Origin of the sequence: Limibacillus sp. MBR-115 (assembly GCF_040549425.1) — a bacterium.
Lineage (GTDB): Bacteria > Pseudomonadota > Alphaproteobacteria > Kiloniellales > CECT-8803 > Limibacillus > Limibacillus halophilus.
The window spans coordinates 62,551-79,409 of the sequence record NZ_JBEPTJ010000001.1; the positions used below are offsets into that span (position 1 = coordinate 62,551).

The 16,859-nt window shown below is 56.6% G+C and carries 14 protein-coding genes; 4 read left to right on the forward strand and 10 right to left on the reverse strand.

All coding sequences use genetic code 11. The features are described from left to right. Window positions 1–52: 52 nt before the first annotated feature. The gene (locus ABIE63_RS00295; protein ID WP_354501649.1) at window positions 53–1,267 is read left to right on the forward strand and encodes a GNAT family N-acetyltransferase; all 1,215 of its coding nucleotides are present in this window, start codon (window positions 53–55) and stop codon (window positions 1,265–1,267) included. A 7-nt stretch (window positions 1,268–1,274) separates the two neighbouring features. On the opposite strand, the gene ABIE63_RS00300 is transcribed toward ABIE63_RS00295, so the two are convergent. Beyond that, the gene (locus ABIE63_RS00300; RefSeq protein ID WP_354501652.1) at window positions 1,275–1,916 is read right to left on the reverse strand and encodes a hypothetical protein; all 642 of its coding nucleotides are present in this window, start codon (window positions 1,914–1,916) and stop codon (window positions 1,275–1,277) included. A 398-nt stretch (window positions 1,917–2,314) separates the two neighbouring features. On the opposite strand from ABIE63_RS00300, the gene ABIE63_RS00305 reads away from it, so the two are divergent. After that, window positions 2,315–3,565, forward strand: coding sequence for a hypothetical protein (locus tag ABIE63_RS00305; RefSeq protein ID WP_354501655.1), 1,251 nt, complete (start codon window positions 2,315–2,317; stop codon window positions 3,563–3,565). Between the two features lie 49 nt (window positions 3,566–3,614). On the opposite strand, the gene clpA is transcribed toward ABIE63_RS00305, so the two are convergent. From clpA to ABIE63_RS00320, 3 genes are all read right to left on the reverse strand, one after another. Continuing rightward, a complete protein-coding gene (clpA, locus tag ABIE63_RS00310) occupies window positions 3,615–5,921 on the reverse strand; it encodes an ATP-dependent Clp protease ATP-binding subunit ClpA (RefSeq protein WP_183415254.1) in 2,307 nt (768 codons plus the stop codon). A 25-nt stretch (window positions 5,922–5,946) separates the two neighbouring features. Next, window positions 5,947–6,285 (reverse strand): ATP-dependent Clp protease adapter ClpS, encoded by a 339-nt coding sequence (gene clpS, locus ABIE63_RS00315; protein ID WP_183415686.1) that lies wholly within the window; start codon window positions 6,283–6,285, stop codon window positions 5,947–5,949. A 223-nt stretch (window positions 6,286–6,508) separates the two neighbouring features. Further along, window positions 6,509–7,051, reverse strand: coding sequence for a phasin family protein (locus tag ABIE63_RS00320; protein WP_183415255.1), 543 nt, complete (start codon window positions 7,049–7,051; stop codon window positions 6,509–6,511). Between the two features lie 382 nt (window positions 7,052–7,433). Here ABIE63_RS00320 and ABIE63_RS00325 point away from each other — a divergent pair, with 382 nt between their 5' ends. Continuing rightward, window positions 7,434–8,696, forward strand: a complete 1,263-nt coding sequence (locus tag ABIE63_RS00325) for a D-alanyl-D-alanine carboxypeptidase family protein (protein ID WP_354502868.1) — start codon at window positions 7,434–7,436, stop codon at window positions 8,694–8,696. 34 nt (window positions 8,697–8,730) lie between these two features. On the opposite strand, the gene pgmG is transcribed toward ABIE63_RS00325, so the two are convergent. The 6 genes from pgmG to ABIE63_RS00355 all read right to left on the reverse strand — a co-directional run bounded on the left by pgmG (window position 8,731) and on the right by ABIE63_RS00355 (window position 14,949). Beyond that, a complete protein-coding gene (pgmG, locus tag ABIE63_RS00330; protein WP_354501659.1) occupies window positions 8,731–10,113 on the reverse strand; it encodes a phosphoglucomutase/phosphomannomutase PgmG in 1,383 nt (460 codons plus the stop codon). A gap of 20 nt (window positions 10,114–10,133) precedes the next feature. After that, a complete protein-coding gene (locus tag ABIE63_RS00335; RefSeq protein WP_183415257.1) occupies window positions 10,134–11,444 on the reverse strand; it encodes a UDP-glucose/GDP-mannose dehydrogenase family protein in 1,311 nt (436 codons plus the stop codon). A 34-nt stretch (window positions 11,445–11,478) separates the two neighbouring features. Next, window positions 11,479–12,360 (reverse strand): UTP--glucose-1-phosphate uridylyltransferase GalU, encoded by an 882-nt coding sequence (gene galU, locus ABIE63_RS00340; protein ID WP_354501662.1) that lies wholly within the window; start codon window positions 12,358–12,360, stop codon window positions 11,479–11,481. A gap of 98 nt (window positions 12,361–12,458) precedes the next feature. After that, window positions 12,459–13,211, reverse strand: coding sequence for a DnaJ domain-containing protein (locus ABIE63_RS00345; RefSeq protein ID WP_354501665.1), 753 nt, complete (start codon window positions 13,209–13,211; stop codon window positions 12,459–12,461). Between the two features lie 16 nt (window positions 13,212–13,227). Next, window positions 13,228–13,938, reverse strand: a complete 711-nt coding sequence (locus ABIE63_RS00350; protein WP_354501667.1) for a VWA domain-containing protein — start codon at window positions 13,936–13,938, stop codon at window positions 13,228–13,230. Between the two features lie 75 nt (window positions 13,939–14,013). Continuing rightward, window positions 14,014–14,949, reverse strand: coding sequence for a division plane positioning ATPase MipZ (locus ABIE63_RS00355; protein ID WP_354501670.1), 936 nt, complete (start codon window positions 14,947–14,949; stop codon window positions 14,014–14,016). A 292-nt stretch (window positions 14,950–15,241) separates the two neighbouring features. Here ABIE63_RS00355 and ABIE63_RS00360 point away from each other — a divergent pair, with 292 nt between their 5' ends. After that, window positions 15,242–16,858: an acyl-CoA synthetase gene (locus ABIE63_RS00360; RefSeq protein ID WP_354501673.1), complete on the forward strand. Its 1,617-nt coding sequence runs from the start codon at window positions 15,242–15,244 to the stop codon at window positions 16,856–16,858. Window position 16,859 lies beyond the last annotated feature (1 nt).

A 16,859-nucleotide genomic window follows, 5' to 3' on the forward strand; every position in this document is an offset into this window, starting at 1 on the left:
GACGCTGACGCTGGTCTTATTGTCCTGATAGATCATGCACCAAGAGGTCAATATGCCGGACGGAACCGATAACGAGCAACCTTTGGAAGTCGTCCTGATTGGCAGCTTGTCCGATGTCGCGGCGCAACAGTGGGATGCTTGTGCCGGTGCGGCCAACCCGACCCTTAGCCATGGTTTCTTGAAGCTGCTGGAAGACAGCGGCGCAGCGACCCGTGATAGCGGTTGGATGGCCCGCCATCTTGCCATTCGCAGTCCCTTGGACGCCAGCAGACTGTTGGCCTGTGCGCCGCTCTACGTCAAAAGCCACTCCTACGGCGAATATGTCTTCGATTGGGGTTGGGCTGACGCCTATGAACGCGCCGGCGGGCGCTACTATCCGAAGCTTCAATCCGCAGTACCCTTCACCCCCGTACCCGGCGCCCGACTGCTGGTAAGACCTGATCTTTCCCCCGGTGAGCCAACGGGCGATCAACTCCGTCAGGCATTGCTCAGCGCCATGGTTCGACTGACCGGGGAGCACGGCCTTTCCTCGCTGCACCTTACCTTCTGCACGGCGGAAGAATGGCAGCTAGGCGGAGAGATGGGCCTCTTGAAACGCCGCGGGATGCAATACCATTGGGAAAACCGTGGCTACCGCTGTTTCGACGATTTTCTCGCAAAGCTCACCTCGCGAAAGCGCAAGAATCTCCGCAAGGAACGCGAGGCCGTCGCCCGCAGTGGCGTGACGCTGCGGCACCTTGTCGGCGGCGAAATTAAAGCCCGGCATTGGCGCGACTTCTACGGCTTCTACCTGGCAACGGTGGACAAGAAATGGGCTCACGCTTATCTGACTCAGGAATTCTTCGAAGGGCTATCCTCGGCGCTGGGAGACCGCGTCCTGTTGGTTCTGGCGGAAAAGGACGGCGAGCCGGTGGCAGGCGCGTTCAATCTGATCGGCAAGAAGCGGCTCTACGGACGCAACTGGGGCTGTCTCGAAGAGTTTCGCTTCCTCCACTTCGAGGCCTGCTACTATCAGGCCATTGATTTTGCGATCGAACAGGGGCTCGAGGTCGTCGAAGCTGGGGCCCAGGGAGAGCACAAAATTCAACGTGGCTATCTTCCGGTCGATACCTACAGCCTGCATTGGATCGCCGACCCGGCGCTGGCACAGCCCGTTTCACGGTTTCTGACGCAGGAACGGGCCAGCCTGGACCAGGACCGGCAATACCTGTTGGAACACAGTCCCTATCGGGATGACAGTGGAAAAGAAGGGCCAGCACGACGATAAAACCTCTTCATTGCCACCTTTCACACTCATGATACACGCCTTGTACTAGCGCCTTCTCAAGCAGTTCGAAGTAATCCATTCCGCCGTCTTCAAACATCTCCTTCCTTAAGCTTAGAATCCTAATGTCCGCCCATTTTGATCGCTGCGCAACATGGTCTGACATCCGCTCTCTATTGCTATTGTACCAAACAAGTGCATCAGATCGAACGAAACCATGGACGCCCATACTTTCGTGAAAAACGAAATAATAATTTAGATGATCATTATAAATAATTATATCAATAATGCGTATGTATCCATCTTGAATTCTCTTTATACTACTATCAATTATATAATTATCATTATAATATTCATTTATATACGAGTTATTCGCTCCCAGTATCCTAGGAAGTAAAATTACTTCTCCCTCAATCGGAATTTTCTGCCCTCTCTTGAGTGTTTCGGAAGGCCAGCTACCAAATCTTGCGTCTGCTTCGTTAGAAATAGCCTGCATTCTTTTATCATATTGACACAAGAGTGACAGCTCTCCCGGGGAAATTCGGGCGTCCCCATCGTAAGTTCCACCCAATAATTCGCCTGGGGCCAAAGAAACAAAGAACACAACAAATGCACACTTCAAAAACAATGATGCTTTCTTCACGCTGGTCACTTTCTGCAGTCTTGTCTGCTCCACGGCAAAAACAACGCTGACAAGTCGGCCGTTTCAAACAATCATTCCAAGGTGTTTTTATTAAAGTAATTGCTCTTTTAAGTTGCAAAAATATTTTTGTCGCAGAATGTTGGGAAATCAGCACCTGACCAAAATAGGCGAACCATCTCGCTTATTCACAAAAGCATCATCAAAAGCCGGTTTTACACTCCCACCGATCTGTCTTCTTCGCCGTGCTCGCCACTGCGCCCTTGATAACGTTATAAAATCCAACTTTTCATATCTGATACCCAGCTTAGATAAATCGACCCACCCGCCTCGTCCGCTGGGCGGCACTTTACCCTAGCGCCGCAAAGGGCTAGCGTCCCTGAAGCTGAGAATTTTCAGAAAAACATATTATGAAGAAATTGATTTTCTGGAGTCTCTTGATTCTTCTCGACCTTGTCGCGTTGGAAGCTGCGTTTCGAGGTTATTTCTATCTGACCGTCGGCAAATCATATGCTGCCGAGGATCTTGCGGACATTCCAAGTGCGACGATGCTGCTAAACCAGAATGAACGCCCGAAGTGGATGAAGAACTATCTACTTCATCCCTACTTCGGTTACGTCGCGCCAAAAATTGAAAACAATGAACAATCACATGGATTTACTAGTAAGTCGGACCCTCTTGTAGCAGAGCCGGCAGTCTTCTCCATCCTTTTGACGGGGGGGTCTGTGGCGCAACAAATCGGTCGTTTCGGAAATCTCGAAACGCGGTTCCGAGCGGCTTTGAAGACCGCCGGGCACACCAACCGAAAGGTGAAGGTCTTCAACGCCGCGACCGGCGGGTACAAGCAACCCCAACAACTGCAGGTCCTCAGTTATTTTTTGGCATTAGGTGGACGGTTTGACCTCGTCATCAATCTAGACGGCTTCAATGAGATCGTGTTGCCCGCCCTTAACTACCAGCGCAGCGGTCAGCATCCGGCCTTTCCCCGGCAATGGTCCAATGTTGTCGGCGAGGTCAGTCTTGACCGCCGGCTGCTCGACGGAGAGATCACCTACCTGCGGCAAGAACAGGCGAAGTGGATCACAATAGCAAAAGAGCCTGTCATCGGATGGTCCGCTATAGCTGGCTACTTCCTGCGCAACCAGATTCTGGAAGACGAAGAGCGCATTCAAGAGCTGTTCGAGACGTCTTTCAAGATCGCATCCGGGTACTCTTTGGAGGCCAAGGGGCCACCCATCGCTTTCGAAACGGATACCCAGCTATACGATTATTCGGCAGATCTTTGGGCCAGGTCTTCGATAACCATGCACCGTCTTGCACGCAGTTTTGACATCGATTATGTGCATATCCTGCAACCCAATCAGTATGTCGAAGGCAGCAAACCCTGGAGCCGGAAGGAGCGGGAGCGTTTCCGGTCCGCCGCAGCGATCTATGCCCCCTATGCCACGGTCGGGTATCCGGCCTTAATCAAAAGGCAAACGGATATCACCGCGGCAGGCGTGCCTTTCGGCGACGCAACCACGTTGTTTCAATCCGAGAAAAGAACGGTTTACCGGGACGCCTGTTGCCATCTGAACAAGCTGGGGATAGCAACCTTGGCTGATTATGTCGTCCAGCTGTCGATCGGCCATTTATCGAAAGCCGAGAACGCGCGTCAGTAAAGCGCTAACCGGAACGATCAGGCCGTAGATTTCCCAACCCGCAGGTTTTTCAGGGGACCTGCGCAGGCTCGCGCTTCTTCTTGCTACCCTTACCCCCGGGGCCTTCTTCTTCCAGCTTGAAGGCCGGTTTGTCGTCCTTGATATCAACCTCGACGACGCCGCCCTTCACCAACTTGCCAAAGAGCAGTTCCTCGGCCAGCGGCTTTTTAATGTACTCCTGGATGATGCGCGCCAGGGGTCGTGCGCCATTCAACGGGTCATATCCCCGCTTGGCGAGCCACTTACGCGCCGCATCACTGAGCGTGATCATTACCTGTCGATCTTCGAGCTGGGCTTCCAGCTGCAGCACGAACTTGTCGACCACTTGCTCGACGACCTCTTCTGAAAGCGCCGCGAAGGCAATCACCGCATCCAGGCGATTACGGAACTCAGGCGTGAAGAGACGTTTGATTGCTTCCTCATCCTCGCCCTCTCGGGTATCGCGGTTGAAGCCGATGGCCTTGCGGGTCATGTCCGATGCACCGGCATTGGTTGTCATGATCAGGATCACGTTCCGGAAGTCGACATTCTTGCCGTTATGGTCCGTCAGCTTTCCGTAGTCCATCACCTGAAGCAGGATGTTGAAGAGATCCGGGTGCGCCTTCTCGATCTCATCCAGCAACAAGACACAATGCGGGTGTTGATCGACCGCATCGGTCAGTAGACCGCCTTGATCGAATCCGACATATCCCGGCGGCGCACCGATCAGTCGCGAGATCGAATGCCGCTCCATATATTCCGACATATCGAAGCGCGTGAGCTCGATACCCAGCGACAGTGCGAGTTGACGCGCCGCTTCGGTCTTGCCGACGCCGGTGGGACCCGAGAAAAGGTAGGAACCGATGGGCTTTTCCGCATCGCGCAGCCCTGCCCTGGCTAACTTGATGGCCGAAGACAACGCCGTGATCGCCGTATCCTGGCCAAAGACCATCGTGCGCAGATCGCGCTCCAGGTTCTTCAGGGCTGTCTTATCGTCCTTGCTGACGCTTTTGGGTGGGATGCGGGCAATCTTTGCTACCACCGCCTCCACTTCCTTGACGCCGATGACCTTGCGCCGCTTCGAGGGCGGCAGCAGACGCTGTGATGCCCCCACCTCGTCGATCACGTCAATGGCCTTGTCGGGAAGCTTTCGATCACCGATGTATCGCGCCGACAACTCAACGGCGGTGCGAATGGCGTCGGCGGTGTAACGGACACCATGATGGGCCTCATAATAGGGCTTGAGACCCTGCATGATTTTCACCGCGTCCTCGACACTAGGCTCGATCACATCGATTTTTTGGAAACGGCGAACGAGCGCCCGGTCTTTCTCGAAATGATTGCGGTATTCCTTGTAGGTGGTCGATCCGATGCAACGCAGCAGGCCGCTCTGCAAAGCGGGCTTTAGCAGGTTCGATGCATCCATGGCGCCGCCGGACGTTGCGCCGGCGCCAATGACCGTGTGAATCTCGTCAATGAAAAGCACTGCGCCTTCGATTGCCTCCAGTTCCGAAAGGACCGCTTTCAAGCGTTCTTCGAAATCGCCCCGATAGCGGGTTCCGGCCAACAGGGCGCCCATATCCAGCGAAAAAATCGTCGCATCAGCCAGAACCTCGGGAACCTCGCCCTCGACAATGCGCTTGGCCAAGCCCTCGGCGATAGCCGTCTTGCCAACGCCAGGCTCGCCGACATAGAGGGGGTTGTTCTTCGTGCGGCGGCACAAAACCTGAATCGTGCGTTCAATCTCGGCTTCTCGACCAATCAGCGGATCGATTTTACCGGCCTGCGCTTTTTCGTTCAGATTCACGCAATAGGCATCCAAGGACTCACGGCCCTGCCGCACGGTCTGTTCGGTCTCGGCCTCCTCGTCCGCACCGGTCGGCGTGCGCGGCTGATCCTGCTGCGGAACCTTGGCGATGCCGTGGCTGATATAGTTCACTGCATCCAGCCGCGTCATGTCCTGTTCTTGCAGAAAGAAAACCGCGTGGCTTTCCCGCTCGGAGAACATGGCCACCAAGACATTGGCGCCAGTCACTTCTTCGCGGCCCGACGATTGGACATGAATGGCCGCACGCTGAAGCACCCTGTGAAACCCCGCCGTCGGCTTGGGGTCGGTCGATTCCGGAGCGATAAGCTTACCGTGCTCCTCATCGATGTAACGGGTCAGTTCATCGTGGAGACGTTGCAGGTCGACACCGCAGGCACGGAGTACCGCAATGGAGTCACTGTCGTCGGTCATGGCCAACAGCAAGTGTTCAAGCGTCGCGTACTCGTGCTGCCGCTCACTGGCATAGGCCATGGCGCGGTGCAGCGTTCGTTCGAGATTGGCTGAAAGCATGACGCTTTATAAACTCCTTATCCTGTCACTCCTTCTCCAGCGTACACTGGAGAGGATGCTGATTTCGGCGCGCGTAGTCGATCACCTGTGTCACCTTGGTCTCAGCAACTTCAAATGTATAGACGCCACATAGACCCACGCCGCGTTGATGAACGTGGAGCATGATCTGCGTCGCCTCGTCCCGGCTCTTACCAAAGTAGTGTTCCAGGACGTGAACGACAAACTCCATCGGCGTGTAGTCGTCATTCAGCATCAAAACTTTGTAGAGCGACGGCTTCTTCGTCTTACTGCGAGTCTGCAATACGACACCGGTCCCACCGCGACCTTTGTCGTCGTCGTTCTTGTTTGCGTCCTTCTCACTCATAGTCGCTTCGGCACCCAACCTGTAACTTTGCACGTTCATTCCGTTCCCCAATGATATTGGATGAATGCCGGGTCGGTGAAGACCCCAATCATGGCATTTCAAAGGCATGGGCAAAGAAAAAGCCCGGCTCTCGAAAGAGCCGGGCCTGTTCCGGAGATGATCCTGTGGGAAATCCGGTCGGCGATTATTGCCGGGAGGGCCGCCGGATTGCCCGCTGTCAGCCTTAGGCGGCGACAGGCTTCAGCATCTTCTCGACGGTCACATTCATACGGGCCTGAAGGGGCTCGTAAGCTTCGTTGGCAACCTTCACCGACATTTCGGTGATCTTGGCGCCTTCGGCCATGACCTGGTCGAACTGGACACGCGCCAGATTGCTCTGCAGGTCAACGAAGTCACGCAGGCTCTTCACGGAGAAGATCGCCTTGGTGGCCTCAACCTGAGACTCGAAGGAGGTCTGCGTGAAGGAAGCGATTTCCTTGCCGATCTCCTCGTAGGCCTTCACGAGCTTGGTGTTGAAAGCGACGACAGCTTCAACGTTGTCCTTGTTCAGTTCGTTCAGCTCGCCATAGTTACGGAACAGATTGGCCGAGGCCTTCTCGACCTGTTCCTTGGTCATGGCAATAGCCTGCTCGTAATTCTTGGTGGCGGTCTCGGTGCCAACCTTTACGAACTGCTCGATGGTCTCCTTGCCGGCGGCGACCGCGTCTTCGACCGGCTTCATCACGTCGGCCTGGGCCGCAGTGGTCTTCTTAGAAGTGGAAGTCATTTGGTTTCTCCTTTCCGAGAAGAAATCAGTTCTGTTGTCTGTTCGCTTTTGCAGCACACTTTTGTGCGGTGCAGCATGACGAGAAAATATGAATGTATAGGATGAAAGTCAAGCAGTTTTTGTGCAGTGCACCATAAATGCCGAAAGGCTTGAAAAACCTTGATATATTCAGCTTTCCTTAAGGGTTAAGTTTCAAAATACCATTAGAAGGTCGCTAAATGGGCCTTCTGGTAGAAAAAACTGGACAGCGATTCTGTCGATCATTAGAATCGTAGACGAATCAAGATAGTTAGAGCCGAGTCTTTGGGGGAAACCTTTGCTTTGGCCATTAAGTCATAACTCGGTGGCGCCGAGAGAAAAACAAAAGGCGGCTTTGCGCCTCTTGTTTTGTGCTCTCTGCTTTCTCGTTGTCGGAACGTTCGTTTTCCCCCAAACCGCCGAAGCCAGGCGCTACGCCTCCATAGTGGTTGAAACGGCGACCGGTCGGGTACTGCATGAATCGGGAGCCGACCGCCAAGCCTATCCCGCCTCCATGACCAAGATGATGACCTTGCTGATGTTGTTCGATGCTATCGAAGGCGGCAAGTTCACTAAGGACAGCCGCTTGAAGGTTTCTCGACGCGCGGCAGGAATGCCGCCCTCCAAGCTTGGCTTGAAGCCTGGCAGCACCATTGCGGTCGACGATGCAATTCGCGCCCTAGTCACGAAATCGGCCAACGATGTGGCCGTGGTCGTAGCCGAGGCCATAAGCGGAAGTGAATCCAGTTTCGCCGTCGCCATGACTAAGAAGGCGCGCGATCTGGGTATGTCCCGCACGACGTTCCGAAACGCTTCGGGATTGCCGGACACGCGTCAGCTCAGTACGGCCCGGGATATGGCGACTTTGTCGACGGTCCTTATTCGGCAGTACCCGACCTACTATGACTATTTTCGGATCAAGTCCTTCACCTACAACGGCCGGACCTACAAAAACCACAACAAGCTTCTGGACGACTATCCCGGCGTGGATGGACTGAAAACCGGCTACATTCGTGCCAGCGGATTCAATTTGGCTGCTTCGGCGGTTCGTGGCGGACAAAGAATCGTCGCGGTGGTTTTCGGCGGCAAGACATCTCGGTCCCGAAATGCACACATGATCACGCTGCTGGATCGCGGATTCAGCCGTGTCCAGGTCGCCCGAAACGATCTGCCAAGTGCGCCGCCGCCCGAAAAGCCGCTTCTTGCTTCGGCACAATCGCCAAGCCCGGATATACAAGCCGCTGCTGCCGCTCCTGCTGTTGAGGTCAACGGCATGGTAGTGCTCCCGGCCCTTCGGCCAAGTCTGGCGCAAGACGATATTCACGGTGAAGGCGATTACGACGAGGGTCCGATCAACAGTTTTGGCATTCAGGTCGGCGCATTTACTGACCCTATCAAAGCGCAAGAGGCCGCTCGTACGGCCACCGACAGCGCCCCCGCGCACTTGCTTGGCCGCGAACTGCGTATCACGCGGGTTGAATCCGGCAAGAGCGTATTGTACCGCGCCCGGTTGCTGGGCATGCAGGTCGAAGAAGCCGAGGCTGCTTGTTCCGCATTGAAGCTAACCAGCCGGGTCTGCATCGTGGTGAAGGCCGACCCGCTCGACCTGGCCGCAGTTCAGCAGTAATCATTTCCTCAGCAGGTTTTCGAACGCCCAGATATCAAAAGGGATCTGGGTGCAGGCCGCTCAGGCGCAGTTCGGATAACACCTCGGCTTTCAATCGCGCCAAGCCTTCGGCACTGTCCGACTCGCAGCGCGCAACCAATACATCCTGGGTGTTGGATGCGCGTAAGAGCCACCAACCTTCCTCACGATTGACACGCACCCCGTCAATGGCAACCACATCGGCATTTCTTGCCGAAAGGCGATCTGCAACCTCATTGACGACCTCGAACTTGCGGGCTTCGCTGCAGGGCAGTCGCACTTCCGGCGTATTGTGAAGATGTGGCAGAGAATCCCGGAATGCCTTCAAAGTCGTGTCCAAGCGCTTCAGCGCGGTGAGCAATCGCACGGCTGCGTAAAGCCCGTCGTCGAAACCGTAGTAGCGATCATTGAAGAAGAGATGCGCGCTCATCTCGCCCGCAAACGGCGAGCCCAACTCCAACATCTTCGATTTGATCAGCGAATGACCGGTTTTCCACATAACCGGCTTGCCGCCAGCAGCGGCAATGCCGTCAAACAAAACATTGCTGGATTTCACATCTGCGATAATGTGCGCGCCGGGGTTGTCTCGAAGCACCTCACGCGCCAGCAGCAACATAATTTGATCGCCGAAGAGAATCCCACCGGAGGCGTCGACAGCACCTAGACGGTCACCATCGCCGTCAAAAGCAACACCTAGATCAGCGCCTTCGCGTTTCACCGCTTCTTGGAGCTGAACCAAATTGCCGGGCACCGTCGGATCGGGGTGGTGGTTTGGAAAGGTCCCGTCGATCTCAGCAAACAATAGAACGTGGCGACCCGGCAGCCGCTCCGTCAGGCGCCGCATCACCTCGCCCGCAGCGCCGTTACCGGCATCCCAGACGACGGTTAGGTCGTCTGGACCGGCGAAATCAGCACTCAGACGCTCAATATAGGCATCCATCACCGAATGATGGGATTCGCTACCTATACCGTCGACGAAATCTCCCCTGGCTGCGATTTCACCCAGGCGCTGAATCTCCGCACCAAACACCGACTTCTTCCGCAGCACCATCTTGAAGCCATTGTACGCCGGCGGATTGTGAGAGCCAGTGACCATGATGCCGCCATCCACCACCAGCGTGTAGGCGGCAAAATAGAGCATGGGCGTCGGCCCCATCTCGATGCGCAGGGCCTCAAGTCCGCAGTCCTGTAGCCCGCGGCTCAAGGCATCAGCCAAGTCTGGCGATGACAAACGGCCATCGAAGCCGACGGCTATGCTTTTAGCACCCTGACGGACAGCGTAGCTACCATAGGCGCGGCCAAGCGCGTAGGCGTCCGCGTCGCTCAAGGTTTCCCCCACCTTGCCACGAATGTCGTATTCCCTAAGAATACTTGGGTCGAAATGATACCCAGCGGCCATTTGGGATTTTCTCCTCGTCTTTAGGGCCTAGGACGACCGATTGAGCTGTATGTAAATCCGGCGGCACTGGCGGTCACGCCATCGTATATGTTCCGGAAGTCGATCATGATCGCCGAAGCCATGCGTGACTTTAGGCGTTTCAAGTCGAGGTTCCGAAACTCGTTCCACTCGGTCACGATCACCACGGCATCGCAACCGGTAACGGCATCATAAGCATCGTTGCAAAACACCGCTTGGGGCAGCAGTTTCCTTGCCTCAGGCATGCCCTCGGGGTCGTAGGCTCTGACCGTCGCACCAGCAGCCGTCAGGTCCGAGATGATGTTCAAACTGGGGGCCTCACGCATATCGTCCGTGTTCGGTTTGAAGGTTAACCCCAGAACGGCAATGGTCTTGCCTTCGACCGAACCACCGCAGTGTCCAACGATGCGCCCGGACAGACCCTTCTTACGATCATCATTGACGGCGACCACGGTTTCAATGAGACGCAGCGGCGACCCAGCATCCTGGGCGGTTTTCACCAGCGCTATCGTATCCTTGGGAAAACAAGACCCGCCGTATCCGGGGCCGGCATGGAGAAACTTGCGGCCGATGCGCCCGTCCAAGCCAATGCCTTGTGCCACGTCCTGCACATTTGCTCCCACCTGCTCGCAAAGATCGGCCATCTCGTTGATGAAGGATATCTTCATGGCCAGGAAGGCATTTGCGGCGTACTTCGTCAATTCAGCCGTTTCCCGGGTGGTGAATAGAATCGGCTTCTCGATCAGGTAGAGTGGCCGATACAAGCGCCGCATGATGTCCTGCGCGCGCGGATCGCTGGTGCCGATTACGACCCGATCCGGCCGCATGAAGTCATTGATAGCCGACCCTTCACGCAGAAACTCGGGGTTCGAAACAACTGCAAAATCCGCTTGCGGGGCGCTTTCGCGCAAGACCGCTTCAAGCTCCCTACCGGTACCCACCGGCACCGTGGATTTAGTGACGACGACGGTAAAGCCCTGCATGGCTGCGGCCACCTCCCGGGCCGCCGCGAACACAAAGCTCAGGTCTGCGTGACCATCGCCGCGCCGGCTGGGCGTGCCGACAGAGATAAAGACAACATCGGCCTCAGCCACCGCGCTGGCAACATCGGTCGTAAAGCGCAAACGGCCAGCCGCCGCGTTCTTGGTAACAAGGTCTTCCAGACCGGGTTCGTAAATCGGAACTTCACCCGCCTGAAGGCGTTCAATCTTGGATGCGTCCTTATCGGCGCAAACCACGGTCGTTCCAAACTCCGAAAAGCAGGCGCCTGATACCAGGCCTACGTAGCCGGTTCCGATCATCGCGATCTGCATGGCCCCTGCCCCCTATTCCAATCTCATCATCGACTCAGCGTGACCGATGCAACAACGCGCTCAACAGATCGGGCATAGCTTCAGCCGTTTCAGGGTGTTCCATCGCAAAGGCAACGGTTGCCTCAACGAATCCGACTTTACTGCCACAATCGAACCGTCGGCCCTCAAAACGCAATCCATGAAAAGGAATCCGATCAAGCGTTCTGGCCATGGCATCGGTTAGTTGTATCTCCCCCCCAGCGCCAAGGTCCTGACGCCCAAGTTCGACCATCACCGAAGGATCGAGAATGTAGCGGCCAATAATCGATAGCCGCGACGGCGCTTGTTCCGGCGAGGGTTTTTCCACAAGACCCTTGGCACGGACAATCTTTCCATCGTCCCAAGCCACATCGAGTATGCCGTAGCGGGAAGTATCCGCGGCGGGTATTTCCATAGCGGCAACCAGATTACCCCCAAGCCCTTCCCAAACGTCCATCATCTGCGCCAGACACGGCGTTGCCGCCTTAACCAAATCGTCGGCCAGCAACACCGCGAAGGGCTCATCGCCGACCAAATTACGCGCACACCAGACCGCATGCCCCAACCCTTTAGGCACCTGCTGACGAACATAGGCAATCTGGCCCGGATCCAGAGGGATTTCACTCACGGCAGCCAACACTTCCTGTTTGCCGCGCTCCGCCAGGGTTTTCTCCAGTTCGTAGGAAAAATCGAAGTGATCTTCGATGGCCGCCTTACCCCGACCCGTGACGAAAATGAATTCTTCTATCCCAGCCGCTCTGGCCTCCTCGACCGCATACTGGATCAAGGGCTTGTCGACAATCGGCAACATTTCCTTGGGCATTGCCTTGGTTGCAGGCAGAAAACGCGTGCCCAGGCCCCCGACCGGAAAAATAGCTTTACGCACCTTATGTTGCATTTTTATGTCCAGAATCCATTAAAATCCAAACACTTACAGCGTTTTCTGCCACAGCCGAGCCCTACAAACAAGCGTTAAGCAGACACGTGATTACTGGATTATGACCCTAAAAGCTGTTGCTTAGCGGCATTGACCTTGGCCGCCAAATAGTTTGAACCACCGTGATCCGGATGGAGTTGCTGCATCAAACGACGGTGGGCCTTTCGGATATCTTCGTCTTTCGCGTCCGGCTCTAACCCCAGCACCGCAAGCGCCTCCTCGCGGGTCATGGCACCGGTCTGCGCGCTCCCGGCCTGAGAGCCGCTGGCCCCAGCCCGTTCCCTGCGCCTAGCGCTTTCGTCGGCCTCGGCTTCGTCCAGCGCATCTCGCCACGCATCGCCGCGCGTACGATCCAGATAAGCTTCCAAAACGGCCGCGGATTCTTCGTCGTGCACATGGCACAGGCGCCAAAGTTCCAATAACTGCTCCTCGGTCAAGCCTGATAACTTCTGCCCCTCGAATGGGCCTTCTCGAACCTCGCCATCGAGCCGCCCGGTACTATGGTCCAGTTCCATCCGTAAGAACCGGGTCGAGACGCTGGAAGAGCCGCCTGGCGCCGCGCCGCGCAACGTCTTCAAACGACGGATCAATCGGGGAAGACGCACCATCAAGGGCAGCAGGAAGGGTAAGGTATAGATCAGCAGATTGAATTTCTTGAAGGCGACAATCACCAGCACGGCAAGAACACCGATAGTGCCGAATGTCCAGCCCAGGGCCTTTAGAACTGCCTTGGGGTCAGCCTGCACAAACCAACGGCCCACCAGATAGAAGCCAACGACAAGACAAAGGGCCAGAAGCAAATAGGGAACCATTATACGCCTCGTCCGGTCATCGCATTTGATGGGTCAGGAGCCGCACAACGCCGCCCTGCCGCTTGGAAAAATCCTGCAGGGCCCTGCGCCCACCGGCGGCATACACGGCGACTGCTGAAAGCAGATCACGCAATTGCCTGGCGCTTGAGGCATCGAAGCTGCAGCAAGCACCGCCTGACAGTCTAGCGATCTGTTCAAATGCCTGCCGTACGCTCACGTCGCCGCCCTCATGGAAAATAAAGCAAGGTATGCCCACCAAGCCGAGTTTGCCCGCTAATTCGCCGAGGGTATCCAAGTCCTCTTCCATGCTATCGCCGACGAAGACCAGCGCTCCGACTTTCTGCTTCCGAGTCTCCTTGAGAGCATGCTTGAGAACCTTCCGTATTTGCGTTCGTCCGGCAAAGCAGGAAACACCGGTCATTGCCCGTAGCAAACCGTGCCCGTCCGGGTGCCATTTACTGACACGGAACTCGCCGAACCCCCGATAGTAGGCCAGCTGCACCTCCAGACCACCGAGCGATGCTGTCTGGTTGAACATCTCTGCCTGCAGGTCCATTGCCCGATCCCAGGTCGGCTGACGGCTGGCGGTCGCGTCCAATGCGAAGATCAAGCGCCCGCGATTTCCCTGATCCGGCTGTGATACAGCCAAACTTGAGACCTTACTTAGAAAATCCGCCACTTCCGTTTTGCTGGCGGTCTCACTGGGAAGTTTTCGATCCTGGCTCAAAGGGCCCCGCCTTACACTTGGATAGACCCCACCGGGACAAGCCCCAGGGGTTTCTTTAAGAGGTAGTGTAGTCTGTCAGTAGGTTCCAGTCCCCTGCTCTCGGCCGGGACCGCCCTGCGGCAACGCGCCCTGGGTCTCTTCAGACCCATTTTCCTCGTCTTGGGTGGCCTCTTCGAAGCCAACGGCCTCAAGCAGCGCACGGACTTCCTGACGCGCCGCAACGTGACTCATCGTTAAGTTGACGCCTGCCCCCTTTTCTCGCAGGTCGAGAAGCGTCAAACCCTTGGGAAAAAGCTCACGGAAAATAACTCGTTCGCCGAACCCCGGCGCCAACCGGAAGCCGATCCGCCTGGATAGCTCGCCTAAAAGATTCCCCACGGCGCGTTTGTTGTGTGCATCCAGGTGGGCTAGACGGTTACGCATCACCACCCAATCCAAGGGACGGCGCCCTTGTTTTGCGCGTTCCTGACGCTGTTCCCAAACCATCTGACTATAAACGCTGGGCCCCAGAATTCGGCGTCCCTTGGGATCAATGCGTGCCAACAGATCAAGATCAAGAAAGGAGTCATTCAACGGTGTGATCAGAATGTCAGCTCTAACGTGGCCAAGGCGAGAAAGGTAACTATCGCTCCCGGGCGTATCGATCACGACCACATCACAATCCGCCAGTGTGGCCAGGGCTTCGTCAAACAACTGCCGCTCCTCGGCCTCTGTTTCCGCGCGCGCGGACGCCTGAGATCGAAAGATTCGTAAGTGCTTTGGCATCGGCAGCTTCAAGCCCGATTCAGCCGAAAAGGACTCCCGGTTTTCGATCAGCCGCGAGAACGTTCCCTGCCGTGCGTCGAGGTCGATGGTCCCAACGCGCTTCCCCTGACGCAATAATGCGACAGCCAGATGCATCGCGGTCGTGGATTTACCCGACCCGCCTTTCTCGTTGCCCAGCACGACAATCAGCGATTTCGCGCCACTTCTCGCTTGAGCGCCTGGCTGCACCTGCGCCTCTTGATCCATTAAGTTCCCCCCTATCAAGCCAAGAACGCTTCGACCACGGCCCCGCCGGCCACCCCGCCGGCCACCCCGCCGGCGGCAAGACGAAACGATCCGGACAACGCGATTCCCAACAAGACACTATCGCGATTCGGCGATCTTATCATGTAGCAACGAGTCGCCGGTCTCACAGGCCCATCGACAAAATACCGCTGTTCAATCCGAACTTTATCTCAGTGCGACAATCAAGCAAGCGGCTTCCCCCTGGTTTTGCCGCTCCACCATGGCAGAATGGGTTGAGAAAAGAGGACCGGCAATGCTTCCAGCAGCGGACAACTACGAAGACCTATACGGAACCTTCAACTGGCGGATTCCCAAGGCCTATAACATCGGTCAGGATTGCTGCGACAAGTGGGCCGATGGCTCCGGTCGCCTGGCGATCCTGCACAAAACCAGCGATGGCAAGCTCGAGCCTTATAGCTTTGACTTGCTGAAAGACCGGTCAAATCGTCTGGCAAATGCCCTAAAGGCCGCTGGAGTCGCGCCCGGTGACCGTGCCGCTGTTCTGTTGCCGCAGCGCCCGGAAACCGCAATTGCCCACCTCGCGATCTACAAGCTAGGCGCCATCGCCGTACCGCTTTTCGTGCTTTTCGGGCCGGAGGCGCTGGAATACCGCCTGGCCGACAGCGGCGCCACGGTCTTGATTACCGATGCGGACGGTGCGGCTAAAGTGAATGCGCTCCGCGACAAGCTGCCCAGCCTCAGGAATATCATCAGTGTCTCCGGCCCCGAAGAGAATGGCGTTCTCGATTACGGCGCTTTGATTGAAAAGGGCAGCGCTTCCTTCACTCCCGTCCAGACCGGCCCCGATGATCCGGCGGTTATCATCTATACCTCCGGAACCACCGGTTCGCCAAAAGGTGCCCTGCACGGTCATCGGGTCCTTTTAGGTCATCTACCCGGAGTCGAGATGCCTCAAGAGCTTTTCCCCAAGCCTGGAGACCTATTCTGGACGCCGGCCGACTGGGCCTGGATCGGCGGGCTTTATGACGTACTCCTTCCCAGCCTGCATCATGGCGTTCCCGTCCTGGCACACCGCTTCCAGAAGTTCGATCCGGAAGCGGCTTTCGCCTTGATGGCCGAAGCAAAGGTTCGCAACGCCTTCCTGCCGCCCACGGCCCTGAAGATGCTTCGGCAGGTCGATAGGGCGCGTGAACGCTTCGGACACGACCTGCGGTCCATAGGCAGCGGCGGCGAGACGCTCGGCCAGGGTTTGCTGGACTGGGGTCGTGATACCTTCGGCCTGACCATCAATGAGTTCTATGGCCAGACCGAGTGCAATCTCGTGCTGTCCAACAATGCCGGGATCATGCCCGTCCGTCCGGGGTCCATGGGACGTGCGGTACCAGGGCACCGGGTTGCCATCGTCGATGATCGGGGAAACCCGCAATCTGACGGAACGGAAGGCAATATCGCTGTGGGTGCCCCCGACCCCGTCATGTTCCTGCGGTACTGGAACAATCCCGAGGCGACTGCCGCAAAATTCGCAGGCGAGTGGTTGCTTACCGGCGACAGAGGTGTCCGAGATTCGGACGGGTATTTCCATTTCGTTGGCCGCGAGGACGATGTCATCACCTCCGCCGGATACCGTATCGGCCCCGGGGAAATCGAGGATTGCCTGCTGCGCCATCCTGCCGTCCAGATGGCCGCCGCGGTCGGCGTTCCCGACGAATTGCGCACCGAGCGGGTGAAAGCCTTCCTGGTTCTCAAGCAGGGCTACACGCCCAGTGAGACCCTTGCCCAGGAAATCCAGGAGTGGGTCAAAGGCAGGCTGGCCGCCTACGAGTATCCTCGTGAAGTTGAGTTTCGCGACAATCTGCCAATGACCGCCACCGGCAAGATCATGCGCCGTGAACTGCGCGGCGGTGGCTGAG